The organism is Streptomyces sp. NPDC085932, assembly GCF_044540525.1.
Classification (GTDB): Bacteria; Actinomycetota; Actinomycetes; order Streptomycetales; family Streptomycetaceae; genus Streptomyces; species Streptomyces levis.
Genome location: NZ_JBITSJ010000003.1, coordinates 868,871 through 887,723, shown reverse-complemented (window position 1 = coordinate 887,723; position 18,853 = coordinate 868,871). Strand labels below are relative to the sequence as shown.

Annotated in this window: 16 protein-coding genes; 6 read left to right on the top strand and 10 right to left on the bottom strand. The window is 72.6% G+C overall.

What is annotated here, in order from left to right; genetic code table 11:
- Window positions 1–22 precede the first annotated feature (22 nt).
- Complete coding sequence (locus ACIGAQ_RS20160; protein WP_399784557.1) at window positions 23–1,411, bottom strand: FAD-binding oxidoreductase; 1,389 nt, start codon at window positions 1,409–1,411, stop codon at window positions 23–25.
- A gap of 220 nt (window positions 1,412–1,631) precedes the next feature.
- Here ACIGAQ_RS20160 and hemB point away from each other — a divergent pair, with 220 nt between their 5' ends.
- Window positions 1,632–2,630, top strand: a complete 999-nt coding sequence (gene hemB / locus ACIGAQ_RS20155; RefSeq protein ID WP_399784554.1) for a porphobilinogen synthase — start codon at window positions 1,632–1,634, stop codon at window positions 2,628–2,630.
- Window positions 2,631–2,653: 23 nt separating this feature from the next.
- Here hemB and ACIGAQ_RS20150 read toward each other — a convergent pair whose 3' ends face one another.
- Complete coding sequence (locus tag ACIGAQ_RS20150; RefSeq protein WP_399784551.1) at window positions 2,654–3,385, bottom strand: DUF4232 domain-containing protein; 732 nt, start codon at window positions 3,383–3,385, stop codon at window positions 2,654–2,656.
- Window positions 3,386–3,613: 228 nt separating this feature from the next.
- Here ACIGAQ_RS20150 and ACIGAQ_RS20145 point away from each other — a divergent pair, with 228 nt between their 5' ends.
- Window positions 3,614–5,023, top strand: coding sequence for a helix-turn-helix domain-containing protein (locus ACIGAQ_RS20145; RefSeq protein WP_399784548.1), 1,410 nt, complete (start codon window positions 3,614–3,616; stop codon window positions 5,021–5,023).
- 60 nt (window positions 5,024–5,083) lie between these two features.
- On the opposite strand, the gene ACIGAQ_RS20140 is transcribed toward ACIGAQ_RS20145, so the two are convergent.
- Window positions 5,084–5,773, bottom strand: coding sequence for a hypothetical protein (locus ACIGAQ_RS20140; RefSeq protein ID WP_399784545.1), 690 nt, complete (start codon window positions 5,771–5,773; stop codon window positions 5,084–5,086).
- A 189-nt stretch (window positions 5,774–5,962) separates the two neighbouring features.
- On the opposite strand from ACIGAQ_RS20140, the gene ACIGAQ_RS20135 reads away from it, so the two are divergent.
- The gene (locus ACIGAQ_RS20135) at window positions 5,963–7,186 is read left to right on the top strand and encodes a PLP-dependent aminotransferase family protein (RefSeq protein WP_399784543.1); all 1,224 of its coding nucleotides are present in this window, start codon (window positions 5,963–5,965) and stop codon (window positions 7,184–7,186) included.
- Window positions 7,187–7,195: 9 nt separating this feature from the next.
- Here the strand turns inward: ACIGAQ_RS20135 and ACIGAQ_RS20130 are convergent, their stop codons facing one another.
- Genes ACIGAQ_RS20130 through ACIGAQ_RS20120 form a run of 3 tightly spaced genes read right to left on the bottom strand, consistent with a single transcriptional unit; the run spans window position 7,196 to window position 9,696 of the window.
- Complete coding sequence (locus tag ACIGAQ_RS20130) at window positions 7,196–7,981, bottom strand: DUF4253 domain-containing protein (protein ID WP_362286956.1); 786 nt, start codon at window positions 7,979–7,981, stop codon at window positions 7,196–7,198.
- Window positions 7,982–8,026: 45 nt separating this feature from the next.
- Window positions 8,027–8,866: a DUF2690 domain-containing protein gene (locus ACIGAQ_RS20125; RefSeq protein WP_399784540.1), complete on the bottom strand. Its 840-nt coding sequence runs from the start codon at window positions 8,864–8,866 to the stop codon at window positions 8,027–8,029.
- Window positions 8,863–9,696: a peptidoglycan-binding protein gene (locus ACIGAQ_RS20120; RefSeq protein ID WP_399784537.1), complete on the bottom strand. Its 834-nt coding sequence runs from the start codon at window positions 9,694–9,696 to the stop codon at window positions 8,863–8,865. The genes ACIGAQ_RS20125 and ACIGAQ_RS20120 overlap by 4 nt, the downstream gene beginning before the upstream one ends.
- A gap of 307 nt (window positions 9,697–10,003) precedes the next feature.
- Between ACIGAQ_RS20120 and ACIGAQ_RS20115 the strand changes: the two genes are divergently transcribed.
- Window positions 10,004–10,387, top strand: coding sequence for a peptidase inhibitor family I36 protein (locus tag ACIGAQ_RS20115; RefSeq protein ID WP_311688008.1), 384 nt, complete (start codon window positions 10,004–10,006; stop codon window positions 10,385–10,387).
- Between the two features lie 91 nt (window positions 10,388–10,478).
- On the opposite strand, the gene argS is transcribed toward ACIGAQ_RS20115, so the two are convergent.
- Window positions 10,479–12,245: an arginine--tRNA ligase gene (argS, locus tag ACIGAQ_RS20110; protein WP_399784534.1), complete on the bottom strand. Its 1,767-nt coding sequence runs from the start codon at window positions 12,243–12,245 to the stop codon at window positions 10,479–10,481.
- Window positions 12,246–12,394: 149 nt separating this feature from the next.
- Here argS and lysS point away from each other — a divergent pair, with 149 nt between their 5' ends.
- A complete protein-coding gene (gene lysS, locus ACIGAQ_RS20105) occupies window positions 12,395–14,143 on the top strand; it encodes a lysine--tRNA ligase (protein WP_399784531.1) in 1,749 nt (582 codons plus the stop codon).
- Window positions 14,144–14,225: 82 nt separating this feature from the next.
- Here lysS and ACIGAQ_RS20100 read toward each other — a convergent pair whose 3' ends face one another.
- From ACIGAQ_RS20100 to ACIGAQ_RS20090, 3 genes are all read right to left on the bottom strand, one after another.
- Complete coding sequence (locus ACIGAQ_RS20100; protein WP_399784528.1) at window positions 14,226–15,482, bottom strand: DUF2637 domain-containing protein; 1,257 nt, start codon at window positions 15,480–15,482, stop codon at window positions 14,226–14,228.
- A 124-nt stretch (window positions 15,483–15,606) separates the two neighbouring features.
- Window positions 15,607–16,500, bottom strand: a complete 894-nt coding sequence (locus ACIGAQ_RS20095) for a DUF3558 family protein (protein WP_399784525.1) — start codon at window positions 16,498–16,500, stop codon at window positions 15,607–15,609.
- Between the two features lie 134 nt (window positions 16,501–16,634).
- Window positions 16,635–17,453 carry a DUF3558 domain-containing protein gene (locus ACIGAQ_RS20090; protein WP_399784523.1) on the bottom strand — a complete coding sequence of 273 codons (819 nt, stop codon included), beginning with the start codon at window positions 17,451–17,453 and terminating at the stop codon, window positions 16,635–16,637.
- Between the two features lie 171 nt (window positions 17,454–17,624).
- On the opposite strand from ACIGAQ_RS20090, the gene ACIGAQ_RS20085 reads away from it, so the two are divergent.
- Window positions 17,625–18,818, top strand: coding sequence for an RtcB family protein (locus tag ACIGAQ_RS20085; RefSeq protein ID WP_399784520.1), 1,194 nt, complete (start codon window positions 17,625–17,627; stop codon window positions 18,816–18,818).
- The last annotated feature ends 35 nt before the right edge of the window (window positions 18,819–18,853 follow it).

Here is an 18,853-nt window from a genome sequence, read left to right as displayed (position 1 = left end):
GCGACCCGCTGGGTGGCTGCGGCTACGCGGGTGTCACCGCGTGGCCGTAGCGCAGCAGGTTGTCCGGGTCGTACGTGGCCTTGTCGTGGCGCAGGCGGGCGTAGACCTCCGGGGTCCAGGCGCGGGCGATGTCCTGTTCGTCGCCGGGCGTGCCGTGGATGTTGACCATGGTGCGCCCGGTGCCGTAGGGGGCCATGGCCGCGTAGAGGCGGCGGGTCGCCTGTTCGACGGCCTCCGCCACGGGCGGCGCGGGCATGATCCCGACCGACTCCATGAAGTACCGGGCGTCACGGGCGCAGACGGCGTCCTCGACGGGGGCCGGGCGGGCCAGTGCCCCGCCCATGTGCCGCAGCGAGGCCACCAGCAGCGGGTAGTCCACGCCGACGGCCGGGCCGGTCTGCTCCAGGAACGCGCTCAGGGCGTCGGGGGGCAGGTCGCGCAGGAGCATGCAGCACTCCCGTGCGGGGAGCGGGTCCTGGGGCTCCATGTGGATGCGGTCCAGGGCCGCGTAGTCCATCTCCTCCACCAGGTCGACGGCCACGGGGGCCGCGCGGCGCAGCGGGGCGATCAGCGCTTCGCCCTCGGCCGTGTCGCCCGGCCAGGCGATCGCGACCCGGGCCCAGAAGCCGCCGCGCAGGGGCTCGGGGATCTGGGGGATGGGCGGCAGCCGCAGCACCGAGAACATGCTGCCCATCTCGTCCGGGACCGTGCGGGACCAGTCCGACCAGGCGTGCAGCAGGGCCTCGGTGTGTTCGGCGTGCCAGTGCAGGCCGCCGCCGTAGAGGCGGGGCAGCGGGAGCAGTTCGGTGACCAGGGAGGTCACCACGCCCACGTTGCCCTTGCCGCCGCGCAGGGCCCAGAACAGTTCCGGCTCGTGGTGGGGGTCGGCCTCGCGCAGCCGGCCGTCCGGGGTGACGACCTCGAAGGAGCGGACCAGGTCGGCGGCGTACCCGTAGGCCCGGCCGAGGACCGGGAGTCCCCCTCCGAGGGTGTAGCCGACGACGCCCGCGTCGGTGGAGGTGCCGCACAGGCCGGCCAGGCCGTGGGGGGCGCAGGCCGCCATCACGTGGCTCCACTTCGCGCCCGCGGCGATCCTGGCGGTGCGGGTGGCGGGGTCGACCTGGACGTCCGTCATACGGGACGTGGTGATCAACAGGCCGTGCTCGATGGGGAAGTTGGCGCCGTGGCCGGTGGCCTGGACGGCGACGGGGGTCCGGGTGGCGTGGGCCCAGCGCATCGCGGCGACGACGTCGTCGGTGCCGGTGGCTCCCACGACGACGTCGGGGGTGTGCAGGGAGGCCAGGTTGAAGCCGGTGACCTCGTCGGCGTAGGCGTCGTCGCCGGGGCGCAGGACGGGGCCGGAGATCTCCGAGAGGGCGAACAGGTCGGGGGTGTGCTGGGGGGCGGTCATCGCGTCCTCCGTGGGGGCCGGTACGGAGGGACGGCGGCGGCGAGGGGGTGGCGGGCCGTCGGGGTCCTTGTCCTTCTCCTTGTTGATTTCAGGATGGACCTGGCGGGTGGTGGACGCATCGCGGGGCCGGGCGGTGCCCCGCGCCACGCGCCGAGGGGGCGGCCGAGTGCCGACAGTGCGTCGGCATCGGGACGTATGGGGCGGGCGTAGCGTAGAGGGCATGACGACGTACGGATCATTTCCCGGTACGCGGCCGCGGCGGCTGCGGAGCAACCCCGTGATGCGTCGGATGGTCGCTGAGACCCGGTTGCACCCCGCCGACCTCATCCTTCCCGCCTTCGTGCGCGAGGGCGTCAGCGAGCCGGTGCCGATCGCGGCCATGCCCGGGGTCGTGCAGCACACGCGGGACAGTCTGAAGAAGGCGGCCGCGGAGGCGGTCGCGGCCGGGATCTCCGGGATCATGCTGTTCGGCGTGCCGGAGGAGTCGAAGAAGGACGCGCTCGGGACGCCGGGGACCGACCCGGACGGGATCCTCCAGGTCGCCCTGCGGGACGTGCGGGCCGAGGTCGGCGACGACCTGCTGGTCATGTCCGACCTGTGCCTCGACGAGACGACCGACCACGGTCACTGCGGGGTGCTCGACGCGCAGGGGCGGGTCGACAACGACGCGACCCTGGAGCGGTACGCCGAGATGGCCCAGGTGCAGGCCGACGCCGGGGCCCATGTGGTCGGCCCCAGCGGCATGATGGACGGGCAGATCGGGGTGATCCGGGATGCCCTGGATCAGATCGGGCGGGAGGACGTCGCCGTCCTCGCCTACACCGCGAAGTACGCCTCCGCCTTCTACGGGCCCTTCCGTGAGGCCGTCGGCTCCTCGCTCCAGGGGGACCGCAAGACCTACCAGCAGGACCCCGCCAACGCGCGCGAGTCCCTGCGCGAGCTCGCCCTCGACCTGGAGGAGGGCGCCGACATGGTGATGGTCAAGCCGGCCGGGCCCTACCTGGACATCCTCGCCCGGGTCGCGGACGCCGTGGACGTGCCTGTCGCCGCCTACCAGATCTCCGGTGAGTACTCGATGATCGAGGCCGCCGCCGAGAAGGGCTGGATCGACCGCGACCGGGCGATCCTGGAGGCCCTGACCGGCATCAAGCGGGCCGGGGCGCGGAACATCCTCACCTACTGGGCCACCGAAGTGGCCCAGAAGCTGAGGGAGCAGTAGGGCGGTGACCCGCGGGGCCGGGCTCAGTAGGACAGGGCCTGGTCCATGTCGCGCAGCCAGTAGGTGACGCGCAGGGTGCTGTCGTAGTACACGCCCTTGGCCGGCAGGGCGGGGAGCGCGGAGGGGCCGCCGCTGCTGTTCGGGGTGCGGCCCTGGAAGCCGACCGTGAGCTTGTGGCCGGTCGTGCCGGCCTCGCCGCTGCCGTCGGCCGCCGAGAGCAGGACGCCCGCGTAGCCGGACTCGCCGGGGGCCAGGGTCGTCACGGCCTGCGGCTGGGAGTCCTCGACCGCCTGCGGGGCCCACTGCATCTCGTCGAAGCGGAGCACCGGGTAGTAGGTGAGGTCGCAGGTCGTCGAGCCGGTGTTCTTGACCGTGAGCAGCATGTGGTTGAGCGGGCGGGGCACCGGCCGGGCCGTGACGGTGGTGTTGGAGCCGTTGCAGGAGACGCGCGTCCGCTCGGCCGGCTTTCCGGCCTTCTCGGTGCCCTTGCCCTTGCCGTTGGCGCCGGTGGTTCCCGTCGTGCCGGTGGTGCCGGTGGTGTCCGTGTCGCCGCCCTCGGAGGCCTGCTGCGTGTTCTGGGCGTTCCCGGTGTTCTTCGTGGGCTCGGTGGCGGGCCGGTCCCCGGCGCCGCTCGCGCCGGTCGTGACCGACGCGCTCGCCGCGGCGCCCTCGTTCTGCGTGCCCGTGCCGTCCTCGCACGCCGTGAGGGCGAGGGCGGCCAAGAGGGCGACGGGGAGGGCGTGGTACTTGCGCATGGCTGGGTTCCTTTCGGACAAAGGCGGTGGGGAAGTGGGCCCCAGGCGGCCCGCTCGACCGGCGGGCCGGGAGCGGCGTGCTTGGATGACCAGAGCTTGTGGGGTGATCCGTCCCGGCCGCCACACTCGGCGGGCCATCCGGGACGCTGGAACGCCCGCACGGCCATTGACCAGGGGAAACGACCGTTCCCTGGAACGGCGGAACGGGACACGGGGGCTGGAGGAACGGTGTCGGAGAGCACGGCCGCGGAGGAATTCGCGGCGTTGCTGGGGGAGTTGAAGGAGCGCTCCGGACTGAGCTACGGGGTGCTCGCCAGGCGGCTGCACATGAGTACGTCGACGCTGCACCGGTACTGCAACGGGGATGCCGTACCGGCCGACTACGCGCCCGTGGAGCGGCTCGCCCGGCTGTGCAAGGCGTCGCCCGCAGAGCTGGTGGAGCTGCACCGGCGGTGGGTGCTGGCGGATGCGGGGCGGGGGCGCAAGGGGGGAGCGGGGCCTGACGCGTCCAAGTCCCTTGCGGGCGAGGGGTCTGAGGGGCCGGGTTCGGGTGGTGCGGAGTCGGGCAGTGCCGCGCCCGAGGGTTCGGGCGAGGGCGCTGTGAGCGAGCGTGCTGCGGGCGAGGGCGTAGCGGGCGGAGAGGCCGGGGGTGAGGGGCCGGTGGAGGTGCTCTCGGCCCCGCCCGTCGGCCGTCGTGCGCGTCGGCCGCGGCCCGCCGTCCTCGCCGGTGTCGCGCTGGCCGTCGTACTCGGCGGGGTCGGGCTCGCCGTGGCCGTGCCGTCCGGGGGGACCGACGGCGACGGGCGGAGCGGTCCGGCGGCCGCGTCGGACCGGGATGCGCGGCGCGACGGCCCCGCGGCCGTCTCCGTGTCGCCCTCGGGCCGTTCGGCCTCACCGTCCGGGCAGAGCAAGGAGGAGGGGAAGGACAAGGGGAAGCGGGCCGCCGCGTCCGCCGCTCCCTCCGCCTCGGCCACCGGCACGGACCGTCCCGGCCGGGACGCCGCCCCCGCCGCCGGCCCGGCTCCGCTGACCGTGGACACCGAGCCGCACGCCTGGGAGAGCCCCTGCTCCCAGCGATACCTGGTGAATCTCCCGCCGGGCCGCGTGGTGCCGCCGCCGCTGGAGCAGGACGCGCCGGGCTGGGTGGCCGCGATGGACGCCGTTCCGTCGGGGCAGCAGTTGCTGAAGGTCACCGTGCAGGGCACCGGGGACGAGACGGTGGTCCTCAAGGGGCTGACGGTCCGGATGGCCGGCAAACGCGCGCCGCTCGCCTGGAACGACTACGCCATGGGCTACCCGGGCGTGGGCTGCGGCGGCGGGGTGCCGACCCGGTACTTCACGGTCGCCCTCGACGCGGCGCGGCCGGCCGTCGTGCCGGAGGCGGGCCACGACGACTTCCCGTTCAAGGTGAGCGAGTCCGACCCGGAGGTCTACTACATCAGCGCCGACGCCTCCGCCTACGACGTCAGCTGGTACCTGGAGTTGCGGTGGTCCAGCGGCAGCCGGCAGGGCACGCTGACCGTGGACGACCGGGGCCGGCCGTTCCGTACGAGCGGCAACAACGGGCGACCGGCGTACGAGTTCCCGCTGGGCGGCGAGAAGTGGGTGAAGGCCGGCACGACCGAGTCGTCGTCCTGACGCCCGGGCCCGGACCTCGAACAGGCCGTCGGTAGCCGGGACTTGGGAGACGAGGTGCGCCTAGGCGTCGCCCCGGCTCAGCCGCGCGCAGCCCCATGCACCGGCCGCGACGGTCAACGCCGCCAGACCGCCGATCACCCCGGTGTACGCGCCGGGGTCCAGATCCACCCCGTCGCCCTCGTCCTCCAGCGGACCGGCCATTCCCCGGGGGTCGTACAGCACGTGCAGCCGGTCGCCCGGCTCAAGCCGCCCGGGGTCGCAGCCGTCCGTCAGCGGAGGGGAGATCTCCCGGCCGTCGCGGGTGCGCAGCGCGCACTCGTCGGTCTTGCCGTTGTCGACGTCGACCACGACGGCCTCGGTCCACCGGCCGCGTTCCTGCAGCCCCCGTTCCTCGGCCGCCTCCCGGGTGACGACCGCCAGCACGATGGCGGCGGGCAGGGTGATGACGAGGGCTCCGATGGCGAGTTTGGGGGGCTCTCTGTGCGTGATGCGGCGGAGCAGTACGCAGGGGACGACGACGAGGGCCAGGGGGATCGCCAGCGCGGAGGTGAGGAAGGCCGGGGCACGTGAGAAGGGTGGCAGGGGGAGGGTCGGGGCGAGCCATGCCAGGGACACCGAGGTCGCTGTGCACGCGCTGGTGAACAGGAGCCAGTGGAGGGGGCGCGTCCGGCGGAGAGGAGGTGGGGCACCGGCCGGGTCGGCCGTGCGGCCGGTGGTGCCGAGGGCGCGTGGGTTCCCGTGCGTCGGCATGCGGCTCTCTCCGTGCGGTCGGCTGTCGACGGACGAGCGTACGGGCGCGGAGTTCCGGCGGACCGGCCGGGGCCCGGGCGGGTGGGCCGGCGGCCGGGCGGTGCCTGTCCGTATGCCGGAAAACTTCTTGTAGGCGGCATGTATGTCCCTAGGCTGCGGGCACGTCGTCCCGTCGCCGAAGGAGCCGTCATGACCGTCGCCGAGAGCGTCCCCGTTCACTCGCCCGTGCCGCCGCTCGCCGGGCGGGCGCGGGCGGTCGGTGGTTCGCCCGTGCGGGACATCCTCGCCGTCACCGCGCGCCCCGAGGTGATCAACTTCGCGGGCGGGCTGCCGGCGCCGGAACTGTTCGACGCGGAGGGCATCGCGGACTCCTACCGGGCGGTGCTGGCCGAGCAGCCCGCGCGGGCGCTGCAGTACTCCACGACCGAGGGAGATCCCGCCCTGCGGGCCGCCCTGGCCGCCCGGACCACCGCCCGCGGGCTGCCCACCGGGCCCGACGACCTGCTCGTCACCACCGGCTCCCAGCAGGCACTCTCGCTCCTGGCCACCGCCCTGCTCGAACCCGGGGACACCGTCCTCGTCGAGAACCCCTGCTATCTCGCGGCGCTCCAGGCCTTCGGGTTCGCCGGAGCGCGGGTCGTGCCCGTGCCCGGCGACGAGCACGGGCTCGACCCCGAGGCGCTGGAGGAACTCGTCGTGCGCGAGCGGCCCAAGCTGCTGTACACCGTGCCCACCTTCCAGAACCCCACCGGCCGTACGCTGCCCGCCGACCGGCGCGCGGCCGTGGCCGCCGTCGCCGCCCGGCGCGGACTGTGGATCGTCGAGGACGACCCCTACGGCGAGCTGCGCTACGAGGGTGAACGCCTGCCCTGGATCGCCTCCCGGCCGGGCGCCGAGGACCGCACGGTACTGCTCGGCAGCTTCTCCAAGGTGATGGCGCCCGGGCTGCGGCTCGGCTGGCTGCGGGCGCCCTCGGAGCTGCGGCGGGCCTGTGCCGTCGCCAAGCAGGCCGCCGACCTGCACACCCCGACCGTCAACCAGCTCGCCGCCGCCCGCTACCTCGCCGACCACGACCTGGACGCCCACGTCGGCCGCGTCGCCGGGGTCTACCGCGCGCGCCGTGACGCCCTGCTCGCGGGGCTGGCCGGGGCACTGCCCGAGGGCTCGGTGTGGGACCGGCCCGAGGGCGGCATGTTCCTCTGGGCGCGGCTGCCGGAGCCCTACGACACGACCGCGCTGCTGCCGCGGGTGGTGCGGCACGACGTGGCCTACGTCCCCGGCGCTCCCTTCTACGCCGGCCGGCCCGACCGGAGGACCCTGCGGCTGTGCTTCGTCACACAGACGCCCGAGGAGATCGGTGAAGGCCTGCGCAGGCTGGGCGAGGGGCTGCGGGAGGGTGCGGCGGAGGACTAGGCCCCCCGGTCAGTCCCACCAGAAGTGCCAGGTCCGGCCGGCGAGAACCCGCTGCTCGGCGTACGCCCGCAGGGACGGGACCGCGGCGTGCCGGACGGTGTCCGGGCAGAACGCGAAGTGCTCGGCGGCGACGGCCTCCGCCTCGGCGAGCGTGGCCGGCGGGGCGGCGACCGACACCAGCAGATGGTCGAAGCCGAGCGCCGTGACGCGTATCCCGAAGCGGTCCTCCCAGTCGCGCAGGACCGCGCCGAGCCGGCCCGCGTCGGCCTCGTGGTGCACCGCGCCGGTCCAGCCGATCGCCGCCGGGATGTCGGCGCTGCGGCGGGCCGGGACGAGGGCCAGGCGGGGGTCCTTCAAGGGGCCGCCCTCCTCCAGCAGGGCGTCGCCCACGTCGGCGGCCACCGTGTCCGGGTCCTGTTCCGCGAGCGGCGCCGTGTCCGCGCCCGGCCAGGGGGCGCCGTCCGCCGCGTGCTCCTGCCAGTACTCCGCCAGTACCTCCCCGGCGTCGTGGTCCCCCGGGTACGACACGTCCGCGGGCGCCAACTCCCAGCGGTCCGGGCCGCCGTGGCCGCCCCCGACGTCCAGCACGACCGGCAGCAGGCCCCTGCGCCGGGCCGGCTCCAGCAGCTCCCGGTCACCCGGCCGGGCCCGCTCCCGCGCGCACCACAGCAACGGCTCGTGCCAGGGCCCCTCGGCCGTGGTGTCGACGAGCGCGCCGGCGGGCAGCCGCAGTCCGAGCGCGCGGCCGCCGGGGTCCGCCGCCAGGGTGGGCAGGGGGTTCGGGAGAGTCGCCATGGGGGTGACTGTAGGGCCGGCCACTGACACCGTGGCCGGCCGTCCTCACAGGCGGGCCTCGAAACACTCGCCCCGGGCTCCCGTCACCGGCCGGAAGCAGGCGCGCAGCACCGTGCCGGAACGGGCCGCGGTCATGGGCGTGTAGACGTACGACTGGGCGGCCAGGCCGTCGGTGATCTCGGCGGAGTGCGGCCGCCCGGCACCGGCCGCGTTCAGCTCCAGGCGGTCGCCGATGCGCGTGCTCCACATCCGCGCCCAGCCGGCCCCGCACTTGGCGCTGTAGCGCAGTTCGAGGTGGGCCCCCGTGGCCGTGCGGTGCGAGGCGAGGGTGCGCGGGTCCGTGCCGCACTTCATCAGCATCGGGCTCCCGCCCTCGCAGGCGCTCCCCCGGCAGCGGGGCGCCGGGACCGACGGCGACGGCGCTGCCGGGCGGGGTTCGGTCGACTGCCCCGCGAGCAGCACCAGGGCGACCGAGAGGCCGCCGGCGGCCAGCGCGCACAGTGAGGCCAGTACCGCCATGAACCGGCCCCGGCCGCCCGCCCGTTCGTCCCGCGGGGCCACCGGTGACCGCGGCGGCTGTGGCGCCCGCGGGGTCCCGGTGCTCGCCGGCGGCGTGGCGGCCCGCCCGCTCCACTCCGACTCCGCCAGCTCCCACAGCGCCAGACACCGGCCCTCCGGCTCGCCCGCCAGCCGGCACAACTCCCGTACCGCCTGATCCGGCGGCAGCGTCTTGCCGTTGAGGTACCGCTCCCAGGACGACTTGCTGAAGGTGGTCCTGTCCGCCAGGGCCGCCAGACTCAGGCCCGTGCCGTCCTTCAACTCCCGCAGGCGGCACACCAGCCGGGCGCGCTCCGGGGGCAGCCCGGCCGCCGGGGTCGGTGTCATTCCCGCAGCGCCTTCCAGGTGTGCGGGCCGACGATGCCGTCCACGACCAGCCCGGAACGCTTCTGCAGATCCCTGACCGCGCGTTCCGTGTGCGGGCCGAAGATCCCGTCGACGGCCCCCGGCGCCAGCCCCGCCTCCCGCAGCAGGCACTGGGCCTCGGCGACCTCCGGGCCCGCGTGCCCCTTCGCCAGGACGGCCTTGAGGGTACGGCTGTTGCCCGCGTACCACCGGCCGTCGATGCGCTCCGAGCGGCAGGTGTACACCGGGCGATCCGACTCCCGGGCCGAGGGGGCCGGCGCGGCCGACGACGCCGAGGCGGTCGGAGGGGCGGCCGCGACCGGCTCCTCGCCGTCCGTGAGCCGCACCGCGAGCAGGACCGCGGCGGCGACCGCCAGCACCAGCGCCACCGAACCGGCGACCAGCGTGACGCGCAGCGCCCGCCCGTGCGCCCGGGGCGGATCCGCCTCCGGGTCCGCCCAGGGGCCCGCCTCCGGATCCGCCTCTGGATGCGCCTCCGGGTCCGCCGGCGCCGGTGGGCGCGGTGCGGGCGTCACGTCGGGGGCTCTGCCCCACACCTCGGCCGCGACCTCGTGCAGCGCCAGCAGCCGGGCCGGGTCGTCACCGCCGAGCCCGGCGATCGCCTCGACGGCCTCCCGGGGCGGGAGCGATCTGCCGGACAGGTACCGCTCCCAGGACGACGTGCTGTAGCCCGTCTTCGCGGCCAGCCGGCGCAGGCTCAGTCCGCTGCGGTCCTTGACCCGGCGCAGCCCCACCACCAACTGGCGGACCCGCGGGTCGAGTTCTTCGGGCAGCCCTTTCCAACGCGACATGTTCCCCCCACTCGCGTGCGTGCGGACCGTGGTCAGCGGTCCCTCACCGCCGCATTCTGCAACAGCATCCACGCGGAGCCCCGTACAACGGTTCCGTTCCCCCCGCCGGCCCCTCCCGATTCGGCCACGCCCCGCCGCGAGCGTCCCGCCGCACCGTCCAGGCGCACGACGTCCCCGCAGGTCGGCGGGCGGGACGTCCCGCGAGGACGTCACTTTCGGGGCGATGGTGGCGGACCGGGGCGCGGGGGCCGCAGTCTCGTTCCCGAGCCGGCCGGTACGGTCGGCCGACCACGAAGGGGGACACACCATGCGTATCGCCGACAAGCTCGCCGTCATCGCCGGGGGGATCGCGCTGACCGGCGGTCTGCTGGCCGGCACCGCGGGCACGGCCGGTGCCGCGCAGACCGCGCCGCAGGCCGCCTCGGACTGTCCGTCGGGCTGGTTCTGCGTCTGGGCCGGGCAGAACTACACCGGCCGCATGCAGAAGGTCGCCGGCACCAACAGGGACCTCACCCAGTTCGCCGTGTTCCAGAACTTCAAGTCCTGGTACAACCACGGCGCGTCCTGCGACTTCAAGTGGTTCTCCGAGAAGAACCACGGCGGCTCCAGCGGCGTCGTCCCGCGGGGCTACAAGGAGACCGGCAGCGTGAGCCGCTACATGAAGTCCAACACGTGGGTCAACTGCCGGTGATCCACGGCTCCTGAAAACGCCGAGGGCGACACTCACGGGGGAGTGCCGCCCTCGGTCCGTCCGTGCGTCCCGGCCGTGTCCGGGCCCGGGCTCAGAGCCGCTCGGGCGTCCGGATGCCGAGCAGGGACATGCCCCGGTGCAGGGTGCGGGCCGTGATGTCGCACAGGAACAGGCGGTTCTCCGCGATGTCCTGCGGCGGCTGAGGCTTGATCACCGGGCACTTGTCGTAGAACGTCGTGTACAGCGACGCCAGCTGGTACAGGTACGCCGTCATCTTGTGCGGGGCGTACTCCCTCGCCGCCTCCGTCACCGTCTCCGCGAACGCGTCCAGGTGCAGGCCCAGGGCCCGCTCGGCCGCGTGCAGCTCCAGCTCCGGGTGTGCGGCGGGCCGCACCTCGCCGGCCTTGCGCAGGATGGACTGGATCCGGGCGTAGGCGTACTGCAGGTAGACCGACGTGTCGCCGTTGAGCGAGACCATCTGGTCCAGGTCGAACTTGTAGTCCCGGTTGGCCGACGTCGACAGGTCCGCGTACTTCACCGCGCCGACCCCCACCTGGGCGCCCCGCTCGGCGATCTCCTCCTCGGAGAGGTCCTGGGCCTTCTCCCGGACCACCGCCGAGGCACGGTCGATCGCCTCGTCCAGCAGGTCCACCAGACGGACCGTCTCGCCCTCACGGGTCTTGAACGGCTTGCCGTCCTTGCCGAGGACCGTGCCGAAGGCCAGCTGGTACGCCTTCACGTCGTCGTTGAGCCAGCCCGCCTTGCGGGCCGTCTCGAAGACCATCTTGAAGTGCAGCGACTGGCGGGCGTCCACCACGTAGATCAGGGAGTCGGCCTTCAGGTTGAAGACGCGGTCCCGGATCGCCGACAGGTCCGTCGCCGCGTAGCCGTAACCGCCGTCCGACTTCTGCACGATCAGGGGGACCGGCTTGCCGTCGGGTCCCTTGATGTCGTCGAAGAACACGCACAGCGCGCCCTCCGAGCGGACCGCGACACCGGACTCCTCCAGCAGGCGGCAGGTCTCGGCGAGCATGTCGTTGTAGCCGGACTCGCCGACGATGTCGGCGTCGCGGATCTCCATGTCCAGCTTCTCGAAGACGGAGAAGAAGTAGATCTTCGACTCGTCGACGAACTTCTGCCACATGGCGAGGGTCTTCTCGTCGCCCGCCTGGAGGTCCACCACCCGGCGCCGGGCGCGCGTCTTGAACTCCTCGTCGGAGTCGAACAGCTTGCGGGAGGCCTTGTAGAGACGGTCGAGGTTCGACATCGCCTCCTCGCCGGACACCTCGGCCGAGTCGTGGTCCAGCTCGTGCGGGTGCTCGTCCAGGTACTGGATGAGCATGCCGAACTGGGTGCCCCAGTCGCCGATGTGGTGCCGCCGGACCACGTTCTCGCCGGTGAACTCCAGCAGCTGCACCACCGCGTCACCGATCACCGCGGACCGCAGGTGACCGACGTGCATCTCCTTCGCCACGTTCGGCTGCGCGTAGTCGATCACCGTCGTGCCCGGGTGCTCCGCCGGGGGCACGCCGAGGCGGCCCGTGTCGTCCGCGTACCGCGCGGACAGGTTCTCGGTGATCGCCCGGTCGGAGACGGTGATGTTGAGGAAGCCGGGGCCGGACACCTCGATGTCCCGGAGCAGCTCGCCCGACTCCACCTGCGCGACGACCCGGGTCGCCAGCTCCCGCGGGTTGGCCTTCTCCTTCTTGGCGAGGGCCAGGATCCCGTTGGCCTGGAAGTCCGCCCGGTCGCTTCGTCGCAGCAGCGGGTCCGCGGAGCCGGCCTGCGGCAGAGCTGCCGACAGGGCCGCCGCGAGGCGCTGGTGGACGGAGTCGCTGAGGGACGTGACCGAGGCCATGGGCGAGGGTGCCGTTCTCCTAGGGGAAATCGATGGACCCGGCCAGTATCCCACGGGGGTAAAGCCGTTTTTCCGGGCGCGAGCCGGTCTGGGACAATGGGGCGGTCAGCCGTGCGACCGTACCGGCTGCCCGATGCAGAAAGAAGGACGTGCCGATCGTGGCTCAGAGCACCGAGACCACCGACTGGGTCTCCCGTTTCGCGGATGAGGTCATCGAGGAGTCGGAGCGCCGGGCCCCGGGCAAACCCGTCGTCGTCGCGTCCGGCCTCTCCCCGTCGGGCCCCATCCACCTCGGCAACCTCCGCGAGGTCATGACCCCGCACCTCGTCGCCGACGAGATCCGCCGCCGGGGCCACCAGGTGCGCCACCTGATCTCCTGGGACGACTACGACCGCTACCGCAAGGTGCCCGAGGGCATCCCCGGTGTCGACAAGGCGGAGTGGACCGAGCACATCGGCAAGCCGCTGACGTCCGTGCCCGCGCCGAAGGGCTCCGCGCACCCGAACTGGGCCGAGCACTTCAAGGCCGCGATGATCGAGTCGCTGGCCGAGCTCGGCGTGGAGTTCGACGGGATCAGCCAGACCCAGCAGTACACCTCCGGCGCGTACCGCGAGCAGATCCTGCACGCCATGAAGCACCGCGGTGACATCGACGCCATCCTCGACCAGTACCGCACCAAGAAGGCCCCGGCCAAGAAGCAGCAGGGGCAGAAGCCGGTCGACGAGGCCGAGCTGGAGGCCGCCGAGGGCTCCGGCGCGGCCGCCGAGGACGACGGCAGCTCCGGCTCCGCCGGCTACTTCCCGTACAAGCCGTACTGCGGCAACTGCGAGAAGGACCTCACCACCGTCACGTCCTACGACGACGACTCCACCGAGCTCACCTACGCCTGCACCGCGTGCGGCTTCTCGGAGACGGTCCGGCTGAACGAGTTCACTCGCGGCAAGCTGGTCTGGAAGGTCGACTGGCCCATGCGGTGGGCCTACGAGGGCGTGATCTTCGAGCCCTCCGGCGTCGACCACTCCTCGCCCGGCTCGTCGTTCCAGGTCGGCGGGCAGATCGTCGGCATCTTCGGCGGCAAGCAGCCCATCGGCCCCATGTACGCCTTCGTCGGCATCTCCGGCATGGCCAAGATGTCCTCCTCCAAGGGCGGTGTGCCCACCCCGGCCGACGCCCTGCAGATCATGGAGCCGCAGCTGCTGCGCTGGCTCTACGCCCGCCGCCGCCCCAACCAGTCCTTCAAGGTCGCCTTCGACCAGGAGATCCAGCGGCTCTACGACGAGTGGGACCGGCTCGACGCCAAGGTCGCCGACGGCAGCGCCCTGCCGGCCGACGTGGCCGCGCACTCCCGCGCGGTGCGCACCGCCGCCGGCGAGCTGCCCCGCACGCCCCGGCCGCTGCCGTACCGGACGCTCGCGTCCGTCGCGGACATCACCGCCGGGCACGAGGACCAGGCGCTGCGCATCCTCAGCGAACTCGACCCGGACCAGCCGCTGACCTCGCTCGACGAGGCCCGCCCGCGCTACGACAAGGCCGAGGCCTGGATCAACACGCACGTCCCCGCCGACCAGCGCACCATCGTGCGCGACGAGCCCGACGCCGAGCTGCTGAAGTCGCTCGACGAGCAGGGCCGCGCCTCGCTGCGGCTGCTGCTCGACGGACTCGCCGACCACTGGTCGCTCGACGGGCTGACCCACCTCGTCTACGGCGTGCCCAAGGTGCAGGCCGGCTTCTCCGCCGATGCCACGCCGAAGGAACTGCCGCCGGAGATCAAGACCGCCCAGCGGTCCTTCTTCGCGCTGCTGTACCACCTGCTGGTCGGCCGGGACACCGGGCCGCGGCTGCCCACGCTGCTGCTCGCGGTGGGCCAGGACCGGGTGCGGGCCCTGCTCGGGGAGTAGGCACGCGGACGGAGCACAACGGCGGATGAGGGGCCCTCGCACGAGGGCCCCTCATCCGCCGTTCCGTTCTCCTGCGTCGCCGTCAGGCGATGTGGTCCTCCTCCAGCTCCGCCGAGTGGCGCTTCTGGAAACGCTCCACGAGGGACTTCAGCTCACCGGGGCTCAGCGTCGTGCCGTAGGTGGCCTGGATGTTGTCGCCCAGCGCCCGGGGAGTGGGGTAGCTGCCGTCGATCGACTGGCGGAACACCTGGTAGTACGCCTCCTCGTCCGGCTCCGGGGCCGGGGGCGTGCCACCGCCCTCGCCGAGCTCGCGCGTGCGGTTCGGACCCACCGGGATCGGGAAGCTGCCGGTGTCCTCGGGGGACGGCGGCTCACGGTCGTACTCGGGCTGGTACTGCTCGGCCTCCTGCTGCTCCGCGATCCACTGCGCGTAGTGCTCGGCCGGGTCGTAGTTCGGGTCGTAGCCGCCCTGGTACTCGACGTCGCGCGGGGTGTTGAACCACGGGCTCTGGTCCGGCTCGGCGTCCTGGTCCGGGTACTGCGCCTCGGGGCTGCTGTCGAGCTCCAGGCGCTGCTCGCCGGAGGGCGCCGCCCGGCGCGGCTCGGGGGCCGGGCCCGCCGTACGGCGGCCCGCCGTCACCTCCGTCTGCTGCGGGGGCGGCGGGATCAGCGCCGGCTCGATGCCCGCCGCCGCCAGCCCCGCCGGGGCCGTCTCCGCCAGCGGCACGCCGTAGCGCGCCAGCCGCAGCGGCATCAGCGACTCCACCGGCGCCTTCCTGCGCCAGGACCGCCCGAAGCGGGACCGCAGCCGCGCCTGGTACACCAGGCGTTCCTGCTCCAGCTTGATCACCTGCTCGTAGGAGCGCAGCTCCCAGAGCTTCATACGGCGCCACAGCAGGAACGTCGGGACGGGCGAGAGCATCCAGCGGGTGAGGCGGACGCCCTCCATGTGCTTGTCGGCCGTGATGTCGGCGATGCGGCCGATCGCGTGCCGGGCCGCCTCGACCGAGACGACGAACAGGATCGGGATCACCCCGTGCATGCCCACGCCGAGCGGATCCGGCCAGGCCGCGGCGCCGTTGAAGGCGATCGTGGCCGCCGTCAGCAGCCAGGCCGTCTGACGCAGCAGGGGGAACGGGATCCTGATCCACGTCAGGAGCAGGTCCAGGGCCAGCAGGACGCAGATGCCCGCGTCGATGCCGATCGGGAAGACGTAGGAGAAGTCCCCGAAGCCCTTCTTCAGGGCCAACTCGCGGACCGCCGCGTACGAACCGGCGAAGCCGATGCCGGCGATGATCACGGCACCGGCCACGACCACGCCGATGAGAACGCGGTGCATCCGAGTCAGTTGCAGTGGCGCGGCCACCCGTACTCCCCTCCCCTTGCGAGTTGTTGCGCGCAACAGGGTGGCACATGCGTACGGAGAACGGGTGGCCGGATCCCGTCGGGCTTGTTCGGCTCCGCTACGCGGCCTTCTTGGACGGCGACTTCGACGCCGCCTTCGACGGCTCGTCCGAGGCGTCACCGGAGGCCGGCTTCGACGCCGACTCGGACGGGGACTTCGACGGGGACTTCGAGGCGGACTTCGACGGGGAGCCGCTCGCCTTGCCGCCACCCGCGCCGTTGGCCTCGGACACCGCGGCGACGGCCTCCTTCGCGGCCTTCTTCGCGTCCTTCAGCAGGTCGTCGGCGCTCGGCGTCTTGTCGCCCGCCAGGCCCGCGCCGTTGTAGTCGAGCGTGACGACCACGTTCTCCACGCGCGCCACGATCGTCTGCTGCTTGAAGGTGCCTTCCTTCTTCTTCAGGTCGTAGTGGACCGCCGTCGCCTGGTCACCCGTCCCGGACACCGGCTCCGACTTCACGCCCTTGGCGCCCTCCACGGCCTGCACGTCCTGGACCTGCTTCGCGTAGTACTCCTGCGCCAGCTTGTCGGCCGCGCCGCGGGTGACGTCCGACTCGAAGCGCAGCATCGACACGTTCAGCCAGCGGAACTGCGAGCCCTTCACGCCGTTGTTGTCGAGGCTGTTCCAGGAGCAGCTGGCACGCGTCGAAATGTCGTCCGACTTGCCCTCCTTGCCCGACTTGCTCTCCGGGACGAGGTCCTCCAGCGTCTTCTTCGACAACGCCTTGCACGGCTCCGGAAGCTTGCCGTACGCCGCCGCCTCCACGGTCGGCGACGGGCTCGCGGACGCCGACGCGGCGGCCTTCTCGGCCTTGTCCGTGCTCTCGCCGGAGCCGGAGTCCGAGGAGCAGCCGGCGGCGACCAGCATCACGGGGACGGCGGCCGCGCAGACAAGGACGCGGCCCAGGCGCTTCGCTCGCTGCTCTCGCTCTTCTCGCTGTGCTCGTCGCTGCATGGTTCCTTCACTCATGACGCTCGTGGTTCCCTGCGGTCGGAACGGGTCCGAGTGGTCACCGTACGCGGTGAGGCAGCGGTGTGTTCTTCCTTCGGCTGCTTTGCGGGCACCCGTGAAGGGGCCGTGAAAGGGCCTCAGCCGCTCAGCGAATCCGCCAGCCGGGAGGCCAGTTTCTGGGCCCTGTCCTGCATTTCCTTGCTGTCCGGGACCACGCCCACGGTCGCCGGCTGCTCCGCGTACTCGATGGTCACGATGACGTTGGACGTGCGGAACGCCACAGTCACCGTCCGCTGCTTGGCGGTCGAACCGGAACTGCTCAGCTCGTCGTCGAGGAACGCCTCGTCGCCCAGGTCCTCCAGCACGCGCGGCCGCAGCTCCGTCGGGGTCGTGGACGGGGACGCCGGGGGCGAGGAGGAGCCGGACGGGGACGGGGAGCCGCTCGGGGCCTCGGAGGAACCGCCCGCCGGGGTGCTGCCCGCGACGGCCGACTCCGTCGTGGTCGGCTCGGGCAGGTGGGCCGCCGCCTCCTGCTCCGCGAACAGCTGCTCGGCCTGGCTGTCGTCGCTGACGGCGTTGTCGTAGGAGACGACCCGCTCGAAGTCCACGAGCAGGTGGTCCGTGGCGTCCCGGGAGTCGACCTTCCAGCGGCAGCCGACCTTGCGGTCGGTGTCGAACGTCGTCGTGGGCGCGCCCTCGTAGGCCCGCTCGCGCTGCTCCTCGTCGCCGATCTGCCGGATGCCGGGCAGGAGTTCGTCGAGGGTGCCCTCGCCGACCGCGGTGCACGGCTCGGGCAGTGTGCGGTAGCGGCCGGGCTCGGCGGCGGGTGACGCCGTGCCGGTGTCGCCCGGGTTGGAGTCGTCCGTGGTGCCGCCGTCGCCCGAACCGCCGGTGCAGCCGGCCAGCAGCACCGCGAGGAGCGCGGCGATACCGGACGCGTACGCCTTCCGTTGCACGTGGTGGCTCCTCTCGACGCGGAAATCGGCTTGCCGCCGTGGGGCGGCCGATGAACACAATGTGTATCGCACGCACTGCCGTGGACGCCGGTCCGGAATCCCTTTCGTCGACCTTGGCTCCGGTATTTGCTCTTGAAGACTTCTGTTCGTTTACGGGGGATTGGGGACGTTATGTCGTATGTAGAGATGCCTGGTGCGAAGGTACCGATCCGGATGTGGGCCGACCCGGCCACGGTGGAGGACGGCGCGCTCCAGCAGCTCCGCAACGTCGCCACGCTGCCGTGGATCAAGGGCCTGGCCGTCATGCCCGACGTGCACTACGGCAAGGGCGCGACGGTCGGCTCGGTCATCGCCATGCAGGGCGCGGTGTGCCCGGCGGCGGTCGGCGTCGACATCGGCTGCGGGATGTCGGCGGTCAAGACGTCCCTGACGGCCAACGACCTGCCCGGCGACCTGTCCCGCCTGCGTTCCCGGATCGAGCAGGTGATCCCGGTGGGCCGCGGCATGCACGACGACCCGGTCGACCCCGGACGCCTGCACGGCTTCGGCACGGCCGGGTGGGACGACTTCTGGGGGCGGTTCGACGGGGTGGCGGATGCGGTCAAGTTCCGTGAGGAGCGCGCTGCCAAGCAGATGGGGACGCTTGGATCCGGCAATCACTACATAGAACTGCTGTTCGATGACGAGGGGTCGGTGTGGCTGATCCTGCACTCCGGTTCCCGCAACATCGGCAAGGAACTGGCCGAGCATCACATCGGCGTGGCCCGGAAGCTTCCGCACAACCAGGGTCTGGTCGACCGGGACCTGGCCGTCTTCGTCGCGGACACCCCGCAGATGGCGGCTTACCGCAACGACCTGTTCTGGGCGCAGGAGTACGCCAAGTACAACCGCTCGATCATGATGGCGTTCCTCAAGGACGTGATCCGCAAGGAGTTCAAGAAGGCCAGACCGACGTTCGAGCCGGAGATCTCCTGCCACCACAACTACGTGGCGGAGGAGCGGTACGAGGGCATGGACCTGCTCGTGACCCGCAAGGGCGCGATCCGGGCGGGCTCCGGCGAGTACGGGATCATTCCCGGCTCCATGGGCGCCAGTTCCTACATAGTGAAGGGCCTGGGCAACGAAAAGGCCTTCAACTCGGCTTCGCACGGAGCCGGCCGGCGTATGAGCCGGAGCGCGGCGAAGCGGCGCTTCACGGTCAAGGACCTCGAGGACCAGACGCGGGGAGTGGAGTGCCGTAAGGACTCCGGTGTGCTCGACGAGATTCCCGGCGCCTACAAGAACATCGAGCAGGTCATGAGTCAGCAGGGCGACCTTGTCCAGGTCGTGGCGAAGCTGAAGCAGTTCGTGTGCGTGAAGGGCTGACCGAAGACGCCCCCGGTGTGCACCGGGGGCGTCTT